25 protein-coding genes are annotated in these 23,254 nt (G+C 66.7%); 9 read left to right on the plus strand and 16 right to left on the minus strand.

Going from position 1 to position 23,254, the window contains the following annotated elements:
• Positions 1-19: 19 nt before the first annotated feature.
• The 6 genes from ACZ5BH_RS08870 to ACZ5BH_RS08895 form a co-directional block, all read right to left on the minus strand.
• Complete coding sequence (locus ACZ5BH_RS08870) at positions 20-982, minus strand: LOG family protein (RefSeq protein WP_464888894.1); 963 nt, start codon at positions 980-982, stop codon at positions 20-22.
• A gap of 99 nt (positions 983-1,081) precedes the next feature.
• Positions 1,082-1,780, minus strand: coding sequence for a 2,3-bisphosphoglycerate-dependent phosphoglycerate mutase (locus ACZ5BH_RS08875; RefSeq protein WP_464888895.1), 699 nt, complete (start codon positions 1,778-1,780; stop codon positions 1,082-1,084).
• A gap of 6 nt (positions 1,781-1,786) precedes the next feature.
• Positions 1,787-2,140 (minus strand): carboxymuconolactone decarboxylase family protein, encoded by a 354-nt coding sequence (locus ACZ5BH_RS08880; protein WP_464888896.1) that lies wholly within the window; start codon positions 2,138-2,140, stop codon positions 1,787-1,789.
• A 23-nt stretch (positions 2,141-2,163) separates the two neighbouring features.
• Positions 2,164-3,471 (minus strand): APC family permease, encoded by a 1,308-nt coding sequence (locus tag ACZ5BH_RS08885; protein ID WP_464888897.1) that lies wholly within the window; start codon positions 3,469-3,471, stop codon positions 2,164-2,166.
• Between the two features lie 67 nt (positions 3,472-3,538).
• Positions 3,539-5,956, minus strand: a complete 2,418-nt coding sequence (gene ppsA, locus ACZ5BH_RS08890) for a phosphoenolpyruvate synthase (RefSeq protein ID WP_464888898.1) — start codon at positions 5,954-5,956, stop codon at positions 3,539-3,541.
• A 154-nt stretch (positions 5,957-6,110) separates the two neighbouring features.
• Positions 6,111-6,362, minus strand: coding sequence for a hypothetical protein (locus ACZ5BH_RS08895; RefSeq protein WP_464888899.1), 252 nt, complete (start codon positions 6,360-6,362; stop codon positions 6,111-6,113).
• Between the two features lie 206 nt (positions 6,363-6,568).
• On the opposite strand from ACZ5BH_RS08895, the gene ACZ5BH_RS08900 reads away from it, so the two are divergent.
• The 4 genes from ACZ5BH_RS08900 to ACZ5BH_RS08915 all read left to right on the plus strand — a co-directional run bounded on the left by ACZ5BH_RS08900 (position 6,569) and on the right by ACZ5BH_RS08915 (position 8,682).
• On the plus strand, positions 6,569-7,312 hold the full coding sequence (locus ACZ5BH_RS08900; protein WP_464888900.1) for a sulfite exporter TauE/SafE family protein: 744 nt from the start codon (positions 6,569-6,571) through the stop codon (positions 7,310-7,312).
• 59 nt (positions 7,313-7,371) lie between these two features.
• Positions 7,372-7,812: a universal stress protein gene (locus ACZ5BH_RS08905; RefSeq protein ID WP_464888901.1), complete on the plus strand. Its 441-nt coding sequence runs from the start codon at positions 7,372-7,374 to the stop codon at positions 7,810-7,812.
• A gap of 245 nt (positions 7,813-8,057) precedes the next feature.
• Complete coding sequence (locus tag ACZ5BH_RS08910) at positions 8,058-8,369, plus strand: DUF2934 domain-containing protein (protein WP_464888902.1); 312 nt, start codon at positions 8,058-8,060, stop codon at positions 8,367-8,369.
• A gap of 1 nt (position 8,370) precedes the next feature.
• Positions 8,371-8,682: a PilZ domain-containing protein gene (locus ACZ5BH_RS08915; RefSeq protein WP_464888903.1), complete on the plus strand. Its 312-nt coding sequence runs from the start codon at positions 8,371-8,373 to the stop codon at positions 8,680-8,682.
• 441 nt (positions 8,683-9,123) lie between these two features.
• On the opposite strand, the gene ACZ5BH_RS08920 is transcribed toward ACZ5BH_RS08915, so the two are convergent.
• On the minus strand, positions 9,124-10,542 hold the full coding sequence (locus tag ACZ5BH_RS08920; protein ID WP_464888904.1) for an MBL fold metallo-hydrolase RNA specificity domain-containing protein: 1,419 nt from the start codon (positions 10,540-10,542) through the stop codon (positions 9,124-9,126).
• 82 nt (positions 10,543-10,624) lie between these two features.
• Here ACZ5BH_RS08920 and ACZ5BH_RS08925 point away from each other — a divergent pair, with 82 nt between their 5' ends.
• On the plus strand, positions 10,625-11,065 hold the full coding sequence (locus ACZ5BH_RS08925) for a universal stress protein (protein ID WP_464888905.1): 441 nt from the start codon (positions 10,625-10,627) through the stop codon (positions 11,063-11,065).
• Between the two features lie 192 nt (positions 11,066-11,257).
• Here the strand turns inward: ACZ5BH_RS08925 and ACZ5BH_RS08930 are convergent, their stop codons facing one another.
• The 7 genes from ACZ5BH_RS08930 to ACZ5BH_RS08960 all read right to left on the minus strand — a co-directional run bounded on the left by ACZ5BH_RS08930 (position 11,258) and on the right by ACZ5BH_RS08960 (position 18,838).
• Positions 11,258-12,931 (minus strand): GMC family oxidoreductase, encoded by a 1,674-nt coding sequence (locus ACZ5BH_RS08930; RefSeq protein WP_464888906.1) that lies wholly within the window; start codon positions 12,929-12,931, stop codon positions 11,258-11,260.
• Positions 12,928-13,536 (minus strand): gluconate 2-dehydrogenase subunit 3 family protein, encoded by a 609-nt coding sequence (locus ACZ5BH_RS08935; RefSeq protein ID WP_464888907.1) that lies wholly within the window; start codon positions 13,534-13,536, stop codon positions 12,928-12,930. The genes ACZ5BH_RS08930 and ACZ5BH_RS08935 overlap by 4 nt, the downstream gene beginning before the upstream one ends.
• Positions 13,517-13,954 carry a thioredoxin family protein gene (locus ACZ5BH_RS08940; RefSeq protein ID WP_464888908.1) on the minus strand — a complete coding sequence of 146 codons (438 nt, stop codon included), beginning with the start codon at positions 13,952-13,954 and terminating at the stop codon, positions 13,517-13,519. Before ACZ5BH_RS08940 ends, ACZ5BH_RS08935 begins: the two co-directional genes overlap by 20 nt.
• Positions 13,955-14,041: 87 nt before the next feature.
• The gene (locus tag ACZ5BH_RS08945; protein WP_464888909.1) at positions 14,042-16,435 is read right to left on the minus strand and encodes a mechanosensitive ion channel family protein; all 2,394 of its coding nucleotides are present in this window, start codon (positions 16,433-16,435) and stop codon (positions 14,042-14,044) included.
• A gap of 64 nt (positions 16,436-16,499) precedes the next feature.
• Entirely contained in the window at positions 16,500-17,921 is a 1,422-nt protein-coding gene (merA, locus tag ACZ5BH_RS08950; protein ID WP_464888910.1) for a mercury(II) reductase, read from the minus strand.
• Positions 17,914-18,303, minus strand: a complete 390-nt coding sequence (locus ACZ5BH_RS08955; protein WP_464888911.1) for a heavy-metal-associated domain-containing protein — start codon at positions 18,301-18,303, stop codon at positions 17,914-17,916. The genes merA and ACZ5BH_RS08955 overlap by 8 nt, the downstream gene beginning before the upstream one ends.
• Before the next feature lie 181 nt (positions 18,304-18,484).
• On the minus strand, positions 18,485-18,838 hold the full coding sequence (locus ACZ5BH_RS08960) for a mercuric transporter MerT family protein (RefSeq protein ID WP_464888912.1): 354 nt from the start codon (positions 18,836-18,838) through the stop codon (positions 18,485-18,487).
• 127 nt (positions 18,839-18,965) lie between these two features.
• Here ACZ5BH_RS08960 and ACZ5BH_RS08965 point away from each other — a divergent pair, with 127 nt between their 5' ends.
• Genes ACZ5BH_RS08965 through ACZ5BH_RS08980 form a run of 4 tightly spaced genes read left to right on the plus strand, consistent with a single transcriptional unit; the run spans position 18,966 to position 22,240 of the window.
• A complete protein-coding gene (locus ACZ5BH_RS08965; RefSeq protein WP_464888913.1) occupies positions 18,966-19,322 on the plus strand; it encodes a metalloregulator ArsR/SmtB family transcription factor in 357 nt (118 codons plus the stop codon).
• A gap of 57 nt (positions 19,323-19,379) precedes the next feature.
• A complete protein-coding gene (arsB, locus tag ACZ5BH_RS08970) occupies positions 19,380-20,498 on the plus strand; it encodes an ACR3 family arsenite efflux transporter (protein WP_464888914.1) in 1,119 nt (372 codons plus the stop codon).
• 48 nt (positions 20,499-20,546) lie between these two features.
• Positions 20,547-21,443, plus strand: a complete 897-nt coding sequence (locus ACZ5BH_RS08975) for a cation diffusion facilitator family transporter (RefSeq protein ID WP_464888915.1) — start codon at positions 20,547-20,549, stop codon at positions 21,441-21,443.
• Positions 21,444-21,445: 2 nt separating this feature from the next.
• A complete protein-coding gene (locus tag ACZ5BH_RS08980; RefSeq protein WP_464888916.1) occupies positions 21,446-22,240 on the plus strand; it encodes a M90 family metallopeptidase in 795 nt (264 codons plus the stop codon).
• Positions 22,241-22,360: 120 nt separating this feature from the next.
• Here ACZ5BH_RS08980 and ACZ5BH_RS08985 read toward each other — a convergent pair whose 3' ends face one another.
• Both ACZ5BH_RS08985 and merR read right to left on the minus strand, forming a co-directional pair.
• Positions 22,361-22,720 carry a TusE/DsrC/DsvC family sulfur relay protein gene (locus tag ACZ5BH_RS08985; RefSeq protein ID WP_464888917.1) on the minus strand — a complete coding sequence of 120 codons (360 nt, stop codon included), beginning with the start codon at positions 22,718-22,720 and terminating at the stop codon, positions 22,361-22,363.
• A gap of 77 nt (positions 22,721-22,797) precedes the next feature.
• A complete protein-coding gene (gene merR, locus ACZ5BH_RS08990; protein WP_464888918.1) occupies positions 22,798-23,196 on the minus strand; it encodes an Hg(II)-responsive transcriptional regulator in 399 nt (132 codons plus the stop codon).
• Positions 23,197-23,254 lie beyond the last annotated feature (58 nt).

Raw genomic sequence — 23,254 nt, forward strand, 5'->3', positions numbered from 1 at the left:
GTTGTGCTCCCGTGTGATGTCAGCCGAACAATGGTGTGCCGTTGGCCTGGTGCCATTGCAGAATCCCTTCCCAGGCATCGAGCGCCGTTTCCGCGAACCAGAACAGTTCGCGATCCTCGGGATCGATGGTGCCTTCCGCGACCAGGAAATCGAAGTCGATGACCCGCCGCCAGTAGGCTTCGCCAATCAGGATCACCGGCAGGGGCGCGATCTTGCGGGTCTGGATCAGGGTCAGGGTCTCGAACAGCTCGTCGAGGGTGCCGTAGCCGCCGGGGAAGGCCACCAGGGCCCTGGCCCGCAACAGGAAGTGCAGCTTGCGCAGGGCGAAATAGTGAAAGCGCAAACACAGCCCGGGGGTCAGATAGGGGTTGGGAAACTGTTCATGGGGCAGGGTGATGTTGAGGCCGATGGTCTTGGCGCCGGTCTCCCAGGCCCCGCGGTTGGCGGCCTCCATCATGCCGGGGCCGCCACCGGTCATCAGGACCACCCGGCAATCGCCGGGGCCGTTGCCCGCATCCCCCACGAGGCGGCCGAAGTCGCGGGCCACGCGGTAGTAGTGGCTCTTGGCGAGGATCCGCCGGGCGATGTCGAGCTTGCGTTGCAGCGCCATGTCGTTCGGGGTTTCGGCCAGGGCCTGTTCCAGGCGTTCCACCTCGCGGTGCGCGGCCGCCGGCTCGGGAATGCGGGTGCTGCCGAAGACCACGATGGTGTGTTCGATGCCGTGTTCGCGCAGCAGGGCTTCGGGCTTGCTGTAGTCGAGTTGCAGGCGGATGCCGCGGGTGTCGTCCTGTTGCAGGAAGTCCACGTCTTCGTCGGCCTGCCGGTAGGCCGGGTCTTGCATCAGGCGACGGACCCGTTCCGGCGCATCCATGTCGTCCAGGGCCGGCTTGGGCCGTTGCCAGGGCAGTTTTTCCCGGCGGTGGACGGGATGGGGCGGTGCCGGGATTCGGGGATCGTCGCTGTCGGGAATGTCGTCGCTCATGGGGTGGTCTCTTGCGCATGGTGAATGAGCACGGCCACCGTGAGAGGCGAAGGGGACCGGGCCCGTTCGACCAGGGCGGGCAGGCGTTGCGGCGGCGAGTTATCCGGCATCGTCGATCTCCCAGATCTGGCGTTCCCGGAGCCGGCCATGGGTGTCGAAGTCGTAGACATGGGGGGTGCCGGTGGGCAGTTCGAAATGGATGATTTCCTCCGGACCCAGTTGTTCGATATGCATGATCAGGGCGCGCAGGGAATTGCCGTGGGCCGAGACCAGTACCGTCTCGTCACGCCGCAGATGGGGCGCGATGTGGTCGTGGTAGTAGGGCAGGGCGCGTTCGGCGGTCATCTTCAGGCTTTCGCCGCCGGGGGGCGGGATGTCGTAGCTGCGCCGCCACAGATGCACCTGATCGGCGCCGAAGCGCTGGCGTGCCTCGTCCTTGTTGATGCCCTGCAGATCGCCGTAATAGCGTTCGTTGAGCCGCCAGGAGGTGTAGATTTTCAGTTCGGCGGCATCGCCTGGCGCGGGGGTGAAGTGTTCGTACCATTCCCGGCCGGTCTCGTGGATGCGCACGTACTGCTCGCAGTAACGATTGTGCTTGAGGATTTCGTAGAGGGTGTCCTGGGCGCGGATCAGGGTCGAGGTGAAGGCCACGTCGAAGCGTTCGCCAGAGAGCCGTTTCCCCACCCGTTCGGCCTCGGCCATGCCGTTGCGGCTGAGCGAGACGTCCACCCAGCCGGTGAACCGGTTCTGCAGGTTCCAGATGGACTGACCGTGGCGAACGAGGATCAGGCGGGCCATGGCCGTTCAGACCTCCACGGGTTCCGGGGCGAATTCGTCCAGGGCTTCGAGCAGCGGTGTCATGTACATGTAGGCGGGGCCGCCATGCATGATCACGGCCATGAAGCCGGCTTCCACGATGGCGTCGCGGCTGGCGCCCGCCGAAACCGCCTGCTCCACGTGGAAGGCGATGCACCATTCGCACTGGGCGGCAACGGCCAGGGCCACGTTGATCAGTTCCTTCTGTTGCAGGTCGAGGGCCTTGCCCGATTCGGCCCGCTTGAGGAAGCTCAGGAAGCCTTCGGTCTCGATGGGGAAGTCCTTTTTCAGGCGTTGGGTGAGATGCTGGATTTCGTCGAGTTTGTTGCGCATGGTGTTCATGGGGAGGCTCTCCGTGTGTCGGGTCAGGCGGTTGAGGGCGGGGCGACGATCCGCCGGGGGCTGAACAGCAGCTCGGCCATGATCACGGCCAGGTAGCCGGCGCCGATCCAGTACAGGTTCTCCCGGGCCGTCTGCCAGAGCCAGACGCTCAGGGTCAGCCAGGCGGCCAGGGTGCCGGTCATGCCGAGCAGGGGCCAGGCCGGATGCAGGCCGATGGTGGCGCGCAGGCGCCAGGCCGAGAGATTGATGGCGAAGAAGATGAGCAGGAAGGTGGAGCTGGAAAAGGCGGCGATGATGGTGAGGTTGCCGAGATTGACGAAGGCCAGGGTCACCAGGGTGATCATGATCAGGCTGAACCAGGGAATGCCCCTGGCGCGGCGGACGAAGGCGAAGGCCGCCGGCAGTTCCCTTTCCTCGGCCATCACCTTGCCGAGCCGGGCGGTACCGAACAGGGTGGCGTTGATGGCCGAGGAGGTGGAGAACAGGGCGGCCAGGCCAATCAGCAGGTAGCCCGCTTCGCCGAGGAAGGGACGGGCGGCCACGGCCAGGGCGTATTCCTTGTCATGCCGGACCTGTTCCGGGGTCAGGTTGCCCACGGCGACGAAGGCCACCAGTACATACACCGCGATGGTGATGCCGATGGACCAGAAGATCCCCCGGGCCAGGTTGCGTTCGGGGTGCTGCATCTCGTTGACGGCGTTGGGGATCAGTTCGAAGCCTTCGTAGGCGACGAAGATCAGGGCCGCGCCCATCAGCACCCCGAGCTGGCCCTGATCGAATACCGGCAGGAAGCGCGACGGTTGCACGAAGAACAGGCCGATGATGGCGAACAGCAGCAGGATCAGCACCTTGACGGTGACGATCAGCAGCTCGGTGGTGCCGCTGGCCTTCACCCCATAGAGGTTGATGCCGAGAAAGGTGAGCAGGATCAGCGATTCGAGCAGATGATGCATGGCCGGGTTGGGCGGCCCCTGCTGGCCGAGCATGGCCGCGCCGTAGGCGCCGAAGGTGTAGGCATACAGCCCCAGGGTGCCGATGTAGCCGGCCAGCAGCAGCCAGCCGCCGATCCCTGCGATGTTGGGATGACGGAAGGCCTTTTCCAGGTAGGTGAAGCTGCCGCCGTCCGACTGGTATTTCAGGCCCAGCCGGGCGTAGGCCATGCCGGTGATCAGCGCAATCAGGCCGCCGATGGCGAACGCCAGGGGTGCCGCGTGTCCCGCCTGGGTCATGGCCAGTCCCAGCACCGAGAAGATCCCGCCGCCGATCATGCCGCCGACGCCCATGGCGACGACTTCCCGGAGAGTGAGGCGTTCGCGGTCGATGGTGTTCATGCGTGTTGGCGATTGGGTTTCTGCGGTGGCGGGTTGCGCCATCGCAATCTCGCGGCGCGCGCCGCGCCTACGGTGCGTTGCTTCTTTTCCCGATTCGGCTTTCCACTTCCAGCACGTGCCGGGTGGTGGCCAGCACCGTGTCGGGATTGAGGCTCATGGAATCGATGCCGATCTCCACCAGGTATTCGGCCATCTCCGGGTAGTCGGAGGGGGCCTGGCCACACAGGCCCGAATGGCGGCCGTTGCGGCGGGCGCCTTCCACGGCCAGGCGGATCATCTGCTTGACGCCGGGGTCCCGTTCGTCGAAGTCGAAGGAGACGATCTCCGAGTCCCGATCCACGCCCAGGGTGAGCTGGGTGAGATCGTTGGAGCCGATGGAGAAGCCGTCGAAGTGTTTGGCGAATTCGTCGATCAGGATCACGTTGTTGGGGATCTCGCACATGACGTAGATCTCCAGCCCGTTCTCGCCCCGTTTCAGGCCGTTCTCCGCCATGGCGGCCAGCACCTTCTCGGCTTCGGGAAGGCGCCGGCAGAAGGGGATCATCAGCTTCACGTTGGTCAGGCCCAGGGTCTCGCGAACCCGCTTCATGGCCGCGCATTCCAGGGCGAAGCCGTCGGCGTAGGCGGGATGGGTGTAACGGGCGGCACCGCGAAAGCCGATCATGGGGTTGTCTTCCTCGGGCTCGAAGTCGCGGCCGCCGAGCAGGGTGGCGTATTCGTTGGTCTTGAAGTCGGACAGGCGCACCACCACCGGCTTGGGCCAGAAGGCGGCGGCGATGGTGCCCACGCCTTCGGAGAGCTTGCGCACGAAATAGTCGCTGCCGTCGGCATAGCCGACGATCAGGCTCTCGATGGCGCGGCGCACCTCCGGGTCGCGGATCCGCTCCGGATGGCGCAGGGCCATGGGATGGGCCTTGATGTATTCGTTGATGATGAATTCCAGGCGCGCCAGCCCCACGCCGTCGTTGGGCAGGAAGGACGTGGCGAAGGCCAGGTCGGGATTGCCCAGGTTGATCATGATCTTCGTGCGGGGACGAGGCAGGTCGGAGAGATCGGTTTCGATCACCTCCCATTCCAGCTTGCCGCGGTACACTCGCCCCTCGTCGCCGCCGGCACAGGAGACGGTGACCATCTCGCCGTCGGGGATGGTCTCGGTGGCGTTGTCGGTGCCCACCACCGCGGGGATCCCCAGTTCCCGGGCGACGATGGCGGCATGGCAGGTGCGGCCCCCGCGGTTGGTGACGATGGCCGCGGCCGTCTTCATCACCGGCTCCCAGTCGGGGGTGGTGGTGTCGGCCACCAGCACCTCGCCGGGACGGAATTCGTGCAGGTGGGCCACGTCGCGGATGTGGCGGGCGCGCCCGGCGGCGATCCTGGTGCCGATGGCGTAACCGCGCGCCAGGATTTCTCCTTCTTCCCTGAGGTGGTACTGCTTCAGGATGTTGCCCTGTTTCTGCGATTCCACCGTTTCGGGGCGGGCCTGGACCATGTACAGCTCGCCGTCGAGACCGTCCTTGGCCCATTCCATGTCCATGGGCATGGCATGCCCGGCCTTGGCGCTGTAGTGTTTCTCCACCTTGATCGCATAGTCGGCCAGGGTCAGCACGTCCTCGTCATCAAGGCAGAAGCGGCGCCGGTCGGCTTCCGGCACCGGGACGTTGCGGGTCATCTCCTTGCTGCCGCCCTCGGCGTAGATCATCTTGATCTTCTTGCTGCCCAGGTGCCGGCGCAGCACCGCCCGGTAGCCCTGCTCGAAGGTGGGCTTGTGCACGTAGAACTCGTCGGGTTCCACGGCGCCCTGGACCACGTTCTCGCCCAGCCCCCAGGCGCCGGTGATGAAGACCACGTCGCGAAAGCCGGTTTCCGTGTCCAGCGAGAACATCACCCCCGAGGCGGCCAGATCGGCGCGCACCATCTTCATGACGCCCACCGAGAGGTAGACCTTGAAGTGGTCGAAGCCGTTGTCGATCCGGTAGTGGATGGCCCGATCGGTGAACAGGGAGGCGAAGCAGCGTTTCACCGCGTCGAGCAGGTGTTCGTCGCCGCGGATGTTGAGATAGGTTTCCTGCTGGCCGGCGAAACTGGCAGTGGGCAGATCCTCGGCCGTGGCCGAGGAGCGCACGGCCACGCTCAGATCCTCGCCGTATTCGTCCTGCAGGCGGTGCCAGGCGGTGAGGATTTCGTCCTGCAGGACCGCCGGCAGGGGGGCGCCGTAGACGATGGCCCGGGCCTGCGCGCCGCGGCGGGCGAGGTCGTCCACGTCGTCGGGGTCGAGCCCGTCGAGCGCCTCGTGCAGTTTGTCCCAGGCGCCGGCGGCGGTGAGCGTGTCCCGGTAGGCTTCGGCGGTGATGGCGAAACCGTTGGGGACCCGGATCCCCTGGGGGGTGAGCTCCCGGTACATCTCGCCGAGCGAGGCGTTCTTGCCGCCCACCAGCGGGACGTCATCGACGCCCAGTTCCGCGAACCAGCGAATGTAGCGAGCCATGGCCTTCTCCTTGTTGTTCTTGCGGGGCGGGCAGGACGACTCCCCCTGTCATGGTGTCGGCAGGCGGCTTTTGCAAGATGGCAGGCCGGCATTGTCGCCCCGCCGGCAAAGCCTGTCTGTAACCTGGGTGATAGCGCAGTGCCTATCGTGGGTTTCAGCGGGCCCCGTGCCGCGCGGCCAGTTCCCGCTGTAGCGTTTCCCGCAGCCGTTTCCGGGCCTGGTCGTCCAGCCCGGCGAGGCGGGGAAACTCCCGGCTCAGTTCCTCCAGCAGGGCATCCACTTCGCCGGCCTCTGCCCGATGATGTGGATCGCGTATCCGCAACCGGTCCAGGATCCGTTCCAGAACCAGTTCATAGGTTTCGCCCAGGGCTTCGACGGGATCGGTGGGAGGGGAAAGCTTGGTCATGGATTCATCCTCGTGGGCAGGAAGACAAGGTGCTCGGGTTGGCAGGCGGTTGAAAAAACAGGGTTTTGCAACCGCCTGTCAGGGATATGGTTGTCGTGACCGGTTTTTCAACCAGCCGGCCGGCCAACCATCCCTTGACGCGCTCTCGCCAGGGCGTCAGATTGCCTCCGATGCGAGTGCCAGCTTCTTTCTTCCCGGGGCGGGCGTTGCCGACCCTGGCCATCGGCCTGGTGGCCGGCTTCGGCGGCGGACTGTTCAGCCTGGGTGGCGGTACCCTGACCATTCCCCTGATGATGGCCTGGCTGCGGCTGAATCCCTTCGAGGCGCGGGGCACGGCACTGGTGGCCGCCTTCTTTCCGGCCGTGCTCGGCGCCTGGCTCTATCACCGTGCCGGCCAGGTGGACTGGTGGGCGGTGCTGGTGATCGCCGTGCCGGCCGTGATCGTCACGCCCCTGGTGGGGCTGTGGACCGAGCGCCTGCCCGGTGGACGCCTGCGCCAGGCCTTCGGTGTGGTGGTGGTGATCGGCGCGCTGATGCTGATTCTGCGCGACGAGCTGCTCGGGGCGTGGGCTTTCACGGGCGAAGCGCGCTGGTTCTATCTGGCCGGGGTGGGGATCGTGGAAGGCCTGGTGGCCGGCAGCGTGGGGATCAGCGGCGGACCGGTGCTGGCGCCGCTGCTGGTGATGGGCCTGGGCATGCCCCAGCAACTGGCCCAGGGCTGTTCCCTGGCTTCACGGGTGCCGGCCGTGATCGCCGGCAGTCTCGAGAACCTGCGTTGCGGGCATGTGCGCTTCGCGCTGTTGCCGGGGCTGGTGGCCGGGGGCCTGATCGGCGCCTGGCTGGGCAGCCGGCTGGCCCTGTCGCTGGCCGAATTGCATCTGCGCAGTCTTTTCGCCCTGGTCTTGATCGGGATCGGTTTGCGCTATCTGCGTGGTCAAAAAGTGACCTGAATTCCCCAGGCAAACGGGGTATGCTTGGCAGCATCTCCATCGATGCCGAGAGGTTGCCCATGAACGACAACACCCCCCTCATCATCGCCGCCGTGGACGAGTCGCCGTTCTTCGAGCCGGTCGTCCAGCGCGCCAGTCACATGGCCGAGTGCATGCAGTCCCGCCTGGTGGTGCTGCATGTCTATCCGGCCCGCTCCGCCAACTATGCCAATGAAGCGTCCATGGGGGATCTCACCCTGCGCAGCAACGAGGAACAGGATCTGGCCGAGGAGGTGAAGATCCGCGAGCGGCTCGAGCCGCGCCTGGAGGCCCTCGGCGTCAAGCCCTCGGTACTGGAGATCGTCGGCGGCAGCCCGGCCCGGACCGTGGAAGAGATGATCGAAAAACGCGGCGCGGAACTGCTGGTGGTCGGTCAGCCCAAGGCCCGTCTCGGTTCGCTGGCCACCAAGATGGTCAAGAGCGCCCCCTGCGACGTGTACATCGTGCGGGTCAGCGTGTAACAGGCTGTTGAAAAACACTGTTTTTCAACAGCCTGTGCAAGTGGTGGGTGCCCTGCGGGCAAACCGAGGGTGACTGCGGCTGTCATGTCTGCCGCAGCCGACATCGCGGAACCCTTTACCTTGCTTTGCTGTCTGCTATAACTGAACTGATGCGGGGTATGTCTGGCGTGTGACCCGCGGGCAGACAGTCGTTTCCCTCGCGCCGCATCATCCAGCCACCGAGGTGCCACGCAGGAGCGAAGGACATGAGCAAGCCCCCACTGGCCGCTGCGGCCAGGAAGTCCACTGCGAAGAAGACCGCCAGCAAGAAGAAGGCCAGCCGCAAGAAGTCCGCCGGCAAGAAAACGGCCCGAAAGAAGGCCCCGGCCCGATCCGTCGACGCCGCCGCCTCCACTCCCTCCCTGCAGAAGATCGATCCGGAACACCGCCGGCGCATGATCGCCGAAACCGCCTATTTCATCGCCGAGCAGCGCGGTTTCGTCGGTGGCTCGCCGCTGGACGACTGGCTGCAGGCAGAGGTGCTGGTGGATCGCCTGCTCGAGCAGGAGGAAAACTGACATGGAACATCGGTATTTCCCCCGCCGCCAGGAACATTTCGACGTCATCCTCAGCAACCCCCGTTACGGCACCGCCGATGCCCAGGTGCACGACGTGAGCCGCGAGGGCATGGCCCTGCGCCTGAACGGTTCGCCCTTTCCCCAGGGCGCGCTGGTGGACGTGGTGCTGCCCGAGGCCCGTGAAGACCTGTGGCACAACCGCCATCTGAAGGGGTACGTGGTCTACGTGGAGCGCGACCGCATCGGCCTGTGGCTGCTGGAGCCGGCTGCCGAGCTGGACAACCGTCAGGTGGGCAGGACCGAAAGCGTGTAGGCCAAATCCCGGGGCAGGAATGGCGCAGATGCAGGCCGGCTCAAGCCGCGAGAACGTCCTCCTTCGCGGCTTGCGCCGCTCCTACCAGGATAGCACTTGGCAATTTCGGTCAAAACAATCATGAGAAGATTAACCTGACAGTTGCATAAATTGAAGCACGGAATCGCTTCTTTTTCGGCAATTGTCTTGTGGATGGGACATTCCGGGCTGTCTTCTGGAACGCGCCAAAAGTGAAATCCAGTCGTGCCCTTGTAGGTCGGCCTCGGTGTGCCCCTTGGGTATCAGGCCGACATGTCGGGCTAAAGCCCGACCTACAGCGCCGATTTTTTGCAACGATCAGGTTAATAAGGCTGTTCCGAATTTCCGACGACCCGCTTGTTTCAAGTACAGGGCGTCCCTGATGCGGGGCCAACGGCCGAAATGTTCGGGAATTCGAAATAGCTATCGAGTACCGGGCGAGACAGGAAGATCGCCCAGGTCGAAGTGCATGCCGGGCCGGGCGATCCAGACGTGGGCGGCGTCTTCCTGGCGCAGCACGTCGGCCAGCGCCATCAGGGCCGGCGGCTCCCCGTGCACCAGCACCACCGGCGGGCGCGAATGGAATTCCCGGTACCAGTTGCGCAGGCCGGCCTGGTCGGCATGGGAGGACAGGCCGCCGATGGTATGGATCTTCGCCTTCACCACCACCTTCTCCCCCCACAGGCGAATGTGATCGGCGCCGTCCACCAGCGCCCGGCCGAGGGTGCCCTCGGCCTGGAAACCGACGATGATCACGTGGGTCTCGGGCCGCCAGACATTGTGCTTGAGGTGATGCATGATGCGCCCGCCCGTGCACATGCCGCTGCCGGCGATGATCAGCGCCCCGCTGCGGATCCGGTTGATGGCCATGGATTCTTCCGAGGTCATGGTGAAGCGGATGTGGGGCAGCAGCGGGCGGGTGGCGGCGTCCACCAGTTCGCGGGCGGCCTTCTCGTAGAGCAGATCCAGGTATTTCAGGTACACGCTGGTGACCCGGATGGCCATGGGGCTGTCGACGAAGATGTGCCAGTGATCGAGGCCCCAGTCGTCCACGTGGCGCGACATGGCGAACAGCAGTTCCTGGGTGCGATCCACGGCGAAGGCCGGCATCAGGATGTTGCCCCGCGAGTGGCGGGCCTCGTTGAGTACCTCGCCGAACTCGGCCCAGGTGGCGGCCCAGTCGCGATGGCAGCGATCGCCATAGGTGCTTTCCATGATCACCAGATCGGCGGCGTGCAGGCGGGCCGGAAAGCGCAGCAGCGGGGTGCCGGCGTGGCCCAGATCCCCGGTGAAGACCAGGGTCCGTTCCAGTTCGCCTTCCCGGAGCCGGAGTTCCACGATGGCCGAGCCGAGGATGTGTCCGGCCTCGTGCAGGCGCACCCGCAGGCCGGGCACCACGTCGAAGAACTTGCCGTAGCGGTGGCCGACGAACAGGCCCAGCGTGGCCTCGGCGTCCTGCCGGGTATACAGGGGCGCCACGGGCGGCTGGCCGCGCCGTTCCCGCTTGCGGTTGGCCCACTCGGCATCCTTTTCGTTGAGGTAGGCCGCATCCTTGAGCATGATTTCGCACAGATCGATGCTGGCCTGCTGGGTGTGGATGGTGCCGCGGAAGCCGCGCCGCACCAGCAGGGGCAGGCGGCCGCTGTGGTCGATGTGGGCATGGCTGAGTACCACCGCGTCGATGGACTTCGGATCGAAGGGGAAGGGATCGCGGTTGCGTTCCTCGTCGGCGGGGGTGCCCTGAAACAGGCCGCAGTCGAGCAGCACCCGGCGGCCGCCTACCTCGAGCAGATGGCAGGAACCGGTGACTTCACCACAGGCGCCGTGATGGAAGAGTTTCATGCCTCCGAACCGCTCTCGGGCTGGGGTTTTTTCTTGCGCGGCGTTATCCTTGCCGACAGTCACCGCACGCAGGAGTCGTCTCATGCAAGCCTATCACAAGATCCTCGTTGCCACCGATTTCTCACCGGGCAGTGAACACGCCGCCCGCCGGGGCCAGTTGCTCGCCGAGCAGAACGGCGCGGAACTGGTGCTGCTGCACGTGGTGGAAGGCTTTCCGGAAGATCTGCCGGTGGAGTGGGTGGGGCCGGAAGACGTGGACCCCAAGGCCTACATCACCGAGCGGGCCATGCAGTCCCTGCAGGCCTTCGCCGAGCGGCTCGGCATCACCGAAGCGAAATGGGACGTGGTGTTCAGCGATCGCGGCCCGCGCCAGGAGATCGTCAAGTATGCCGAGGCGCAGCACATGGATCTCATTCTGCTCGGCGCCACCGGCGCCCACGGGATCGTGGGCGTGCTGGGCACCACCGTCTGCGGGGTGATCCAGACCGCGGGTTGCGACGTGCTCGCGGTGCGGGTGGTGTGAGGTTCCGGGGCAGTCGCGGCGAGGGCGCCGCGCCTGCAGATTCCGCCGTGGGTTCCGGGCGCGGTTTGTCGCGGCTTGCGCCGCTCCTACGGGCACTGCCTTCGGTTTCGGGCAGGGCGGTCGCGGCGAGGGCGCCGCGCCTACAGTGGGCTATTCGTAGGGGGCCTCGCCGCGACAATCGATCATCCGCGATCACAGTTCATCCACGATCTTCTGCCCCACGCGGAAGGCGTTGGCGTAGATGGTCCAGGTGTAGGGCACGCTGCCGCCGGTGGGCATGAAGCTGCCGTCGCTGACGTAGAGGTTGGGCGCGTCGAACACGCGGCAGTCGGGATCGAGCACGGCGCTGGCGGGATCGGTGCCGAAGCGGCAGCCGCCGGCGACCAGGTTGGGGGGCGGTGAGCCGCTCACGCCGCCGCGGATGTCCTCGGCGCCCATTTCCCGCAACACGGCCTGGGCCTGTTGCGAGAGCACCTCGCCCACGTCCAGATCGTGGGGGTGATACCCCACCCGTACCCGCGCCACCGGCATGCCCCACTTGTCCTTCACCTTGCCGTCGAGCTGCACGAAGCAGTCGTCGGTGGGCAGCCAGTCGCAGAACACTTCATAGCGCAAATGGCGCCCGTCGGTGAAGCCTGCGTGCAGGCGGCGCTTGAGGGCCGCGCCCCAGATCAGTGTGCCGTGTTCGTCGCGCTTGAGATCGTTGGCGCGCGTGATGGCATTGGGATGGCGAAACAGGAAGTCGGTGGTGCCGCCCTTGATGCGGCCCAGGCGGGGGTGATCGATCACGTAGCCGTGCTGCAGGCCGCGGTTGACGAAGGGGCCGCGCTGGCGCAGGGCCTGGGCCTCGCTTTCCGGCAGCCGGGCATAGCGGAAGGTGCCTTCGCCGCTGCCGCCGGCGGAGAACAGCAGGTTGCGGCCCACCTGGCCGCGGTTGTTGCCAAGCCCGTGAGGATGTTTCGGCCCCGGCGAGGCCAGCAGCAGGCGGGCGGTTTCGATGGCCTGGCAGGCGACCACGAAGATCTTCGCGCGCACCCGCTGGCGCCGACCTGCGCGGTCGGCGTATTCGGCGGCGATCACCCGGCCACGGGCATCGGAGATCAGGCGGTTGACCTTGGCATGGGGGCGGATGTGGCAGCGGCCGGTGGCCACTGCCTGATCCAGCAGCGCGGCGCGGGCCGAGCCCTTGGCGCCGGTGCTGCAGCCGTAGCTGCCGCAGAAGATGGAATAGGAACAGCTTTTCCGCTCATGGGCCGGTTGCGAGAGAATCGCCCGCGGGGTGGGCAGGGCCTGCCAGCCGAGGCGTTCGCAGGCCGCGTCGATCCACTGGCTGATGACGTTCTCCGCCAGCGGCGGATGGGGAAAGTCGGGCGTGGAGCGCGGCTCGAGAAAGCGGTGTTTCACCACCCGCCCCGAGATCCCGACCACCTGTTCCACCAGGGTGTACCAGGGTTCGAGTTCTTCGTAGGTGATGGGCCAGTCGACGACGTTGGCGCCTTCGATGGGGCCGAACTCGCTGCGCAGGCGGAAGTCCAGCGGCTTGAGGCGGTAGAAGTAGCCGCTCATGAAGTTGGACGAGCCGCCCACCACGTTGCCGTTCCAGAAGTCCCAGCCCGATTCGCCGGTGGGGGTGGCCTGCCAGCGGTCATCGACCGGTTCCTCGATCACGTGCTGTTCGTCGGCCAGATCCGGCGTGTAGGCGCCGCGCCGGCAGCAGGCCAGCTCGTCCTTGCAGAAGTCCCGTTCGGTCAGCCAGGGGCCCTTCTCCAGCACCAGCACGTGATGCCCGGCGCGGGCCAGTTGCCAGGCCACCGGCGCGGCGCCGGCGCCGCTGCCCACGATGCACACGTCGTAGTCGGTGGTCATTTCTTCAGGATCCGGTCATAGGTGTTGGCCGCGGTGGGCAGGGGAAAGCCGGGATCGTGTTCCAGCCAGGCCCAGCCGATGCCGCCGGGATTGCCGCCATAGACGGGGGCGGTGAGCAGGGCCTCGAAGATGTAGAGCAGCAGCAGCGACAGCCACTGATCACCGGCCTCGCTGCGGGCGATGCGGTGCAGCAGGGTTTCGCGGCTCGCGGCATCCAGTTTCACGTAAGCGGCGCCGTGATCCTGGCGGGCGAGATCGTCGAGCCATTCCGGCCCCTGAAGGATGAAATCGCGTTCCTCGGCGGGAAAGCGGGGCAGGGCCATGGCCTGTTGCAGATAGGCGGCGGCGCGGATCGTTTTGGCGTCCGGGCCGTTGCCGTCGTCCGGAAACAGGTGCTGCTGCACGAGTGCAATGACTTGCCATTTGCGATCGGGTTTCCCCGGCGCTTCGGCGATGGCGCCCTCGGGCAGCCAGGGCAACATCAGCCCGCCGAACAGGGCGCCGGCGCCCTTGAGAAAACGGCGGCGGGAGACCGGGTGCGCCTGCCAGGCGGCGTGGGCCCGTTGCAGCGCCAGCGGGGGCGTATCAGGGCGAGCCTTGCGCATCGGATCTCCAGCGGTCGAGGAAGGCGCGGAAGCGCTGGCGGGAGTAGCGGCCGTCTTCCTGCCATTCGGTGATGTCCTGCGAATGGATGATGCGGCCCTCGCCGTCGGCCACGAAGGCGTGGGGATAGCCGGCAAAGCGGGGCAGGCCGGCGAGAAAGGCGGCGTTGTCGTTCTCCTCGCTCACGTTCACCTTCAGCAGCACGAACTGGCGGTGCAGCCGCGTACGCAGATCCGGGTTCGCCTCCAGGAAGCGATCCAGCTTGCGGCACCACATGCACCAGTCCCCGCCCAGCTCGATGAGCACGTGACGGCCCGTGGCCTTCGCCAGGGCAATCGCCTCACGCCCGTCCGCGGCCGGATCCCGGGCCGGATCGTAACCCTGGCTCCAGGGCGGCAACGGCTCTGCCCGAACGGGCACGAGGACGAACAGCAAAAGAAGGAGTCTTGGCATCATCTGTATGTACGCAACAGGCGGGCTTGTGGATTCGCCATCCGCGTCACCGCGTCATTCGTCACTCGGCTTCGGCTTCCTGCGTCGCTCTACCTCCTGCATCCCTGCAGTCGTCGGCCCTCGCCCCTGCGCCGGCTCCGCTGGCGCCCCGGGCATGTCCCGAATGTGCACGTCCCGCTGCGGGAAGGGGATCTCGATGCCCGCCTCGCGGAAGGCCGCGTCGATGGCGAAGTTGAGATCGCTGAGGATCCGCAGGCGGTTGTCCACGTTGCGGACGAAGGCGCGCAGCTCGAAGTCGAGTGCGCTGTCGCCGAAGCCGCGGAACAGCACGTAGGGTTTCGGCAGACTGCCGTCGTTGACCACCTGGGGATGTTCGCTGGCGATCCGCTCGAGGATTTCCTTCACCCTGGCCGTGTCGCTGCCGTAGGCCACGCCCACCGGCAGGCGCAGGCGGCCCCGTTCGTCCTTGAGCATCCAGTTGGTCACCTGGCTGGAGATGAGTTCCGAGTTGGGCACGATCACGTCGGCCCGGTCGAAGGTCTGGATCTGGGTGGAGCGGATGCGGATCCGTTTCACGTAGCCCTCGGTGTTGCCCACCACCACCCAGTCGCCGGTCTTGATGGGGCGCTCGAAGAGCAGGATCAGGCCGGAGATGAAGTTGTTGACGATGTTCTGCAGGCCGAAGCCGATGCCCACCGAGAGGGCGCCGGCGATGATCGCCAGGTTCTGGAACTCGAAGCCGGCCACGCTCAGGCCGGCGAAGAAGGCCAGGGCCACGAACACGTAGCCGGTGATGGTCACCAGCGCCTCCCGGGCGCCCCGTTCCATGTCGGTCTTCTTCAGCCAGCGGTTCTCCAGGCGGTTGCGCACCCAGCCGCCGAACAGAATGATCAAGGCGATGGTCAGCAGGGCCGTGCCCAGCTTCACCGGCACGATGGTCAGGTTGCCGAGGGTGAAACCCTGGGTGAGCAGGGTGTGGATCTGCAGGAGGATGGTGTCGGAGACGTCCCACACCAGCAGCAGCACGTAAGCCAGGCCGGCCCAGATGGCCAGGCCGGTGAGAAAGCGCAGCCAGATGAGGCCGGGGATCTTGCGGGTCTCCTTGATGCCCATGACCCGGTGGATGCGATAGCTCCAGGGGCTGCTGCCCGATTCGAGGATGTCGTAGAAGTCGCGCAGCAGGCGCAGCAGCAGGAGGGTGACGCCGAAGGCCAGCAGTGAGCCGACCACGTCGCGGGCCAGGGTGGCGGCCAGGTTGCGGTAGCCCATCCATTCGATCACCAGCGCCGCGATCAGCGACAGGTGCACCAGGGCGCTGAGCCACAGGCGATGGGCGAACAGGGGCAGGCGCAGCACCAGCGAGATGGCCCAGATCAGGTTGAGAATGAGGATGGCGGCGAAGATCCCGCGGAAGATCAGGATCGCCGGCTCCGGCAGGCTCTGGGCCAGCAGGGTGGCGAACAGCAGATAGCCCACGAAGGCGAGGATGGCCAGGATCTTGAGGCGCTGGCCGAGCCGCCGGGCCAGGCTTTCGGGCAGGGCCAGGAACAGGCCGGCGGGCGCGGGCGGATCCAGCACGAAACGCACCAGGGTCAGGAACAGGAAGAAGGGCGGCAGCCCCACGGCGATCACCGTGATGAAGGGGATCGGCTGCATCTGCGCGGTGACCACGTAGACCAGAATGGCCGCGGCCGTGCTGCCGAGCAGATGGGGCGTGTAATGGGCCAGCGTCACCAGCAGGGCGTGCAGGAAGCGGCTGGCGAATTCGTCGCGCTGCCAGGTCTTGCGTTCGATCCAGTGCAGCAGGCCCTGGCGGATCAGCCAGCCGATGGCCAGGGCAAAGGTCACCGACAGGAACAGGGTCAGCCAGTGCAGGGGCGTGAGCAGGTTCAGGCCGCTGTACTTGTGCAGGAAGCGCAAGGTGTCCCGAATCCACTGGGGGGGCTGGGTCCAGTTTTCCTTCAGCAGGGTGAGCATGTCCGGCCCGCGGGCCAGCAACTGGTGGGCCAGCACGTCGCGGGTGCGCTCGTTGATGCGCTTGAGGAGATCGTCGGCGCGCAGCATCAGCGCCTTGCAGGTGCCTAGCTCCCGCTCCAGGGCGACCAGTTGTTTGCGGATGTCCAGGCGCTGGCGGCGCACGTCCGGCGAGTCCTTGGCCGAGGGTTCGCCCAGGCTTTCCAGGTCGGTCTGGAGCTTGGCCACTTGCGGCTCGCGGGCATCCACGCAGGCCTTGGCCTGGCCGCGCAGCGTGGCGACCTTTCCGGCCAGGGCCTTGAGCTGTTCCAGATCGATGCGGCGTTTCTTCAGTTCCCGCTCATGTTGGGTCAGGCTCTGGGCCAGGGCGCGGGTGTCGAGCGCATCCTCGGCCTGCGCCGGCAGGGCGGCGAGCAGGACCAGCCACAGGATCAGCAGGCGGATCGGCAGGGGAACGGGACGGACAGGGCGCATGGCGGCAGCGTCGTAGAGGAATGCTGCCGATTTTGCGCCACTTGCCCCCGGCGTGCAAACCGCCTCAGCCGGCGCAGCAGGACAGTTGCGAGACGTCCTTGCTGAAGGTCTGGGCGCAGAGCTTGAGCCCTTCGACCATGGTCAGGTAGGGATAGAGCATGTCGGCCAGGTCGGTGATGGTCATGCGGTGACGCAGGGCCAGGGCGGCGGTCTGGATCATCTCGCCGGCGGCGGGGGCGAGGATCTGGCAGCCGAGCAGGCGGCCGCTGTCGGCCTCGGCCACCAGCTTGATGAAGCCGCGGGTTTCGAGGTTGGCCAGGGCGCGGGGCACGTTTTCCAGTTCCAGGATGCGGCTGTCGGTTTCGATGCCCTGATTGCGGGCCTCGGTTTCGGTCAGTCCCACGCTGGCCACCTGGGGATCGGTGAACACCACGGCCGGGAGCACCGACAGATCCAGCGCCGCCTCGCCACCGGTCATGTTGACGGCCGCGCGGGTGCCGGCGGCGGCCGCCACGTAGACGAACTGGGGCAGGGCGGTGCAGTCGCCCACGGCATACACGTTTTCGGCCGTGGTGCGTAGGTGGTCGTCGACCACGATGGCGCCGCGCCGGTCGGTTTCGATGCCGGCAGCATCGAGTTGCAGACGCGCGGTGTTGGGCGTGCGGCCGGTGGCAAGCAGCAGGCGGTCGCCGCGCACCTCGCCGCCTTCGGTTCGGACCCGGAAGTGGCCGTCTTCGTGGTGCACTGCCGTCGGCGCGCTGTGCAGGCGCACGTCCATGCCTTCCTCGGCCAGCAGCCGGGCCAGCCGTTTGCCCACTTCCGGTTCGGACTTCGCCAGCAGTGCGCCGCGGCTGAGCAGGGTCACCCGGCTGCCCAGGTGCAGGAAGGCCTGGGCCAGTTCCAGGGCGATGACGCCGCCGCCGACCACGATCAGGTGTTCGGGCAGTGCCTCGGCCTGCAGGGCTTCGGTGGCGCTCCAGTAGGGCGTGTCCTCGAGGCCGGGAATGGGGGGGATGGCGGCACGGGCGCCGGTGGCGACGAGAATGCGGTCGGCCTGAACGGTCGTTTCACTGCCGTCGGCCCGGGTCACGATCAGCCTGTCGGCCGCCGCGAAGCGGGCCCAGCCCTGCAGCAGATCGATGGCCGGGTGGGCGGCAAGGATGTCTTCGTATTTCGCCTTGCGCAGTCGGTCGACCAGCGCCTGCTGCTGGCGCACCATGGCCGGGCGATCGATGGCCGGCACGTGGCGGGGAATGCCGTCGAAAGCGTGATGGCCCTGCTGCCAGGCGATGTGCGCGCCGCGGATCAGGATCTTCGAGGGCACGCAGCCGATGTTGACGCAGGTGCCGCCGATCACGCTGGCGCCTTCGATCATCGTCACGCGTGCACCGCGTTCCGCCGCGGCGATGGCGGCGGCGAAGGCCCCCGAGCCGCTGCCGATGATGGCAATGTGCGTCGTCCCGCACTGTCCCGCGCATTCACTCATGCCCTTCCCCCTTCCTCGTCCTTCGCTCCTCGGCTTTGGCTTCCTGCGTCGCTCTACCTCCTGCATCCCTGCAGTCGTCGTCCTTTGCCCCTGCCCGGGGGATGGCCTCGTAGCCGGCGTTCTTCACCGCGCTGACGAGGTCGGCCACCGTGGTTTTTTCCGGGTCGAAGGTCACCGTGGCGGTCTTGCTGGCGAAGTCGGATTGCGCCTCGAGGACGCCCGGCGTCTTCTCCAGCGCCTTGCGCACGGTGATGGGGCAGAAGCGGCAGGTCATGCCCGGCACGTCGAGGACCACGGTTTTCGCCTCGCCGGCCTGCACCGTGGCCAGGGGCAGAAACACCATTAGCGAAAACAGACAGAAGGAACGGATTCGATGCCACATCTTGATAACCTCTTGTGATGGTTTCGGCATTAGGGTCGGTTGCGTTGTCGCGCGTTTTTCCAGCGTAGGCCGGCTCAAGCGCAGCGGAGCCGGCGTTTTGCGACAAGACTTTTTTGCCGGCTCCGCTGTGCTTGAGCCGGCCTACGGAAATACGCATGGCTCCCTGCCCCCGTCCCCAGTTTCATTCCAGGAAATACACGCCGTAATACGGAAACGTCAGCAGGGCGAGCAGCGCCACGCTCACCACCCAGAAAACGACCCGCTGGTTGCGCAGGGTGGTCGGCTCGGCGCAGGGCGTGCCCGGTTCGCAGGCGCGCGGCACCAGGTAGAGCTTGCGGAAGGCCAGGAACAGGAACACCAGGGTGATGGCGACGAAGATCGGCCGATACGGTTCCAGTGCGGTCAGGCTGCCGATCCACGCGCCGCCGATGCCCAGGCTCACCAGCACCAGTGGCCCGACACAGCACAGGGAGGCGCCGATGGCGGCCACAACCCCGCCGAACAGGGAGCCTTTGGTCGAAGAGAACAGGGACATGCGGGCGGGACCTCCGTGAATGGGGACAGGTCGAGTGTAGAGTCCGTACCCCGGTACGGAGTCAAGCCTTGCCGGCATGTTGATATACGTTTGCGCATATATATGGATTGGCGTATATTTATGGCCCATGACGATCTCGCCCGCCGAACTGCTGAAACAGCTCGCCGATCCCACCCGCCTGCGTTGCCTGCTGCTGTTGCGCGCCGAAGGCGAGCTGTGCGTCTGCGAACTGACCCAGGCGCTGGACACGATCCAGCCCAAGATCTCCCGGCATCTGGCCAGCCTGCGAACCGCCGGCCTGGTGCGGGATCGGCGCGCGGGCCACTGGGTCCACTACCGCCTGCACGAGGATCTGCCGCCCTGGGTGGACACGGTGCTGGCCGGTCTGGCCGAAGGCGCCCGCGGGCAGTCGCCCTTTGCCATGGATCGGCAGCGCCTGGAAGGGCAGAGCAAAGTGGCAGGAGAAAGGCGGCTGGCGTGCTGAGGCAATCCGGCAGCGGGTCGCGGACCTGTTGCCGCAACTGAACGAGGAGCGCGCGGAATGAGCGTGCAGTGCGAGACGACCGCGAAGAAGGCGGCGGGGGCCGAAATGGGATTCTTCGAACGCTGGCTCAGCCTGTGGGTGGGGTTGTGCATTCTCGCCGGCATCGGGCTGGGGCAGATCTTTCCCGGCTTCTTTCAGGCGGTGGGGCGGCTGGAGGTGGCCCGGGTCAACCTGCCCGTGGCGCTGCTGATCTGGCTGATGATCATTCCCATGCTGCTGAAGATCGATCTGCATGCCCTTGCGGACGTGCGCCGGCACTGGCGGGGCATGGGCGTGACCCTGTTCGTCAACTGGGCGGTCAAGCCCTTCTCCATGGCCCTGCTGGCCTGGCTGTTCATCGAGGGGCTGTTCCGCCCCTGGTTGCCGGCGGCGCAGATCGACAGTTACGTGGCCGGGCTCATTCTGCTGGCGGCGGCGCCCTGCACCGCCATGGTATTCGTCTGGAGCCACCTGTCGCGCGGCGAGCCCCACTTCACGCTTTCCCAGGTGGCGCTCAACGACGTGATCATGATCTTCGCCTTCGTGCCCATCGTGGGGTTGCTGCTGGGGTTGAGCGACATCCACGTGCCCTGGGATACGCTGCTTTTGTCGGTGCTGCTGTACATCGTGGCGCCGCTGGCCGTGGCCGCCCTGTGGCGGCGGCGGGTGCTGCGTCGGCCGCAGGGCGGGGCACGGCTCGAGCGGCTGCTGAAGCGCTTGCATCCCCTGTCGCTGGGGGCGCTGCTGACCACCCTGATCCTGCTGTTTGCCTTCCAGGGGCGGGCGATCCTGGCCCAGCCCCTGGTGATCGCCCTGCTGGCGGTGCCGATCCTGATCCAGGTGCTGTTCAATTCGGGCCTCGCCTATCTGCTCAACCGGCGCCTGCGCTCCCCCCACTGCGTGGCCGGCCCCTCGGCGCTCATCGGCGCCAGCAACTTCTTCGAACTGGCGGTGGCCACGGCCATCGCCCTGTTCGGCTTCGAGTCGGGCGCGGCCCTGGCCACCGTGGTGGGCGTGCTCATCGAGGTGCCGGTGATGCTGTGGGTGGTGCGCCGGGTGAACGCCAGCCGCGCCTGGTACGAACGCCGCGACGGCGTGCCCGGTTACGCCGAATGTTGCCCGGCACTGGTGGAGTGAGAGGCGGCGTTGTAAGGTAGGCGGCATGTCGATCCGCCTTGCGCCTCCATGTCGATTCCGCCCGATGCCGCGGCGGCGCTGAGCCCCCGGCGGCGGGCGGTCTGGCTGCGGCGGGCCACCCGCGCTTCGGTGGCCACCGCCGTGCTGCTGATTCTCGTCAAGCTGGCCGCCTGGCTGCTGACCGGCTCGGTGAGCCTGCTGGCGTCCCTGATCGATTCGCTGATGGACGCCCTGGCCTCGCTGGTGAACCTGCTGGCGGTGCGCTGGTCGCTGCAGCCGGCCGATGCCGAGCACCGTTTCGGCCACGGCAAGGCGGAACCGCTGGCGGGCCTGATGCAGGCCGCCTTCATCGCCGGATCGGCGGTGTTCCTCGTGCTGCACGCGGTGGAACGGCTGCGCCAGCCACAACCCCTCGAAGCCACGGCGGTGGGCATCGGCGTGATGCTGTTCGCCATGTTCGCCACCCTGCTCCTGCTGTGGCTGCAGCGGCGGGTCATCCGCCTGACCGGTTCCAGCGCCATCCGCGCCGATGCCCTGCACTATGCCAGCGATCTGCTCGCCAACCTGGGCGTGATCGCCGCGCTTCTGCTCGCCGCCCGGGGTGTGCACTTCGCCGATCCCCTGTTCGCCCTGCTGGTGGCCGCCTACATCTTCGTCAGCGCCGGGCGCATCGCCCGCGCCGCCCTGCACCAGCTCATGGATCGGGAACTGCCGGCCGCCGTGCAGGCCCGCATCCTGGCGGCCGCCCGGCGGCCTGCCGCGGTGCGCGGCGTGCACGATCTGCGCACCCGCCAGGCCGGGCAGGTGCCCTTCGTGCAACTGCATCTGGAACTGGACGGCGATCTGCCCCTGCGCGAGGCCCACGCCGTCGCCGACGAGGTGGATGCGGCCATCCGCGAACTGTTGCCCGGCGCCGAAGTGATCATCCACCAGGATCCGGTGTGAGGATGGCCAGCCTCTGGTCACGCTGGCAACGCTGGCGACGGGCGCGCCGCCTGCGGCGCTTTCGCATTCCGGCCCGCCTCTGGCGGCAGGTGGAGAGCCAGGTGCTGGCCCGCTACCGCCTGACGGCCCGGGAACGGACGCGCCTGCACGAGCTGGCCAGCCTGTTTCTGCAGGAGAAGACGATCGTCGGCGCCGATGGGCTGGCGGTGGACGAGGCCATGCGCGTGGTGATTGCGGCCCAGGCCTGTCTGCTGATCCTGAACCTGGATCTGTCTGACTATGCCGGGTTTCACGAGATCATCGTCTATCCCGACAGTTTCGTGGTGGCCCACGAGGTGGTGGACGAGATCGGCGTGGTGCACGTTGAGCACCGCACGCTGGCCGGCGAGGCCTGGGGCGAGGGGCCGGTGATCCTCGGCTGGGCCGATGCCCGGCCCGAGGCCCATGTGCCGGGGGAGGGTTACAACGTGATCCTCCACGAGTTCGCCCACAAGCTGGACATGAACAACGGCGCCGCCAACGGCATGCCGCCCCTGCACGGGGACATGGATCGCCGTGCCTGGACGGCGGCCTTCAGCGCCGCCTTCGACCATCTGCAGGCCCGGTTGCGGCACCACCGCCAGACCGCCATCGACGCCTATGCGGCGGAAAGCCCGGCCGAGTTCTTTTCCGTGGTCACGGAAGCCTTTTTCGAAACCCCGCAGGCCCTGTGGCGGGCCTATCCCGAGGTGTACGATCAGCTGCAGCGCTATTACCGGCAGGATCCGCTGGCGCGGCTGGAATTGCACGGCCCGTAGGCGCGGCGCAGGGCGCGATCCGGCGAGTCGCTGGCAGGGATGCCAACGATGTTGCCCGCTACCCGCCCCTTCGCGGCTTGCGCCGCGCCTACAGTGGGGGGGCAAAGGCGTTGCGGCGGGTCAGTTTTCCTCCTCGGCCAGCACGGCCGCCTTCGGTATCCCCGCCAGCTTGCAGATTTCGGCGATCGGGTTTTTCGGGAACAGGGAGTAGAGGAATTTCTCGTAGGCCTTCTCGTCCTCGTAGCTGTCGCCGTGCACCTTGCCGAGGGTGCGCAGCAGGATGGCCATGCTCGGGTGCTTGCCCACGTGTTCCTCGTAATAGTCGCGGAAGTAGCGGATGAGCCCCCAGTGGACGTCGGTCAGTTCGATGCCTTCCTTCTCGGCGATGGCTTTTGCCACTTCTTCGTCCCAGTCTTCGGGATTGAGCAGAAAGCCTTCTTCGTCGGTTTCGATGACCTTGCCGTTGACTTCGATGGACATGTTGTTGTTCTCCTCGGGTTGAAATGTTGGCCGTACTCCTGAAGTAATGCCGACCACCCGGGTTTCAAGAGTCACGGTCAGTCTTTTCGCTGCAGGCTTTCCACGATCGGGCAGGCGCGGGACTCGCCCCGTTCCTCGCAGGTGCGGATCAGCGCATCCAGGGTTTCCCGCAGGGCCTGCAGATCGGCGATCTGGCGGTCGATCTGTTCCCGTTTGCGTCGAGCCCGCTGCTGCACGTCGCGGCAACTGGCTTCGCCCAGTTCGAGCAGTTCGCGGATCTCCTGCAGGCGAAAGCCGAGTTTCTGGGCCCGCTTGATGAAGCGGATGCGCTCGACGGTGTCGGGCGGATAGGTGCGATAGCCGCCGGCAGGGCGGGGCGGTTCCTCGAGCAGCCCGACCCGCTGGTAATAGCGCACGGTTTCCACGTTGACGCCGGCGGCGCGCGCCAGGCGGCCGATGGTCAGGGGCGTGTTCATGGTGGTCTTCCTCCTGCTTTCCTCGTCACCATACAACAAGTCGCGTCGTCCTGAGTTG

The sequence above is a fragment of the Thioprofundum lithotrophicum genome (genome assembly GCF_055387065.1).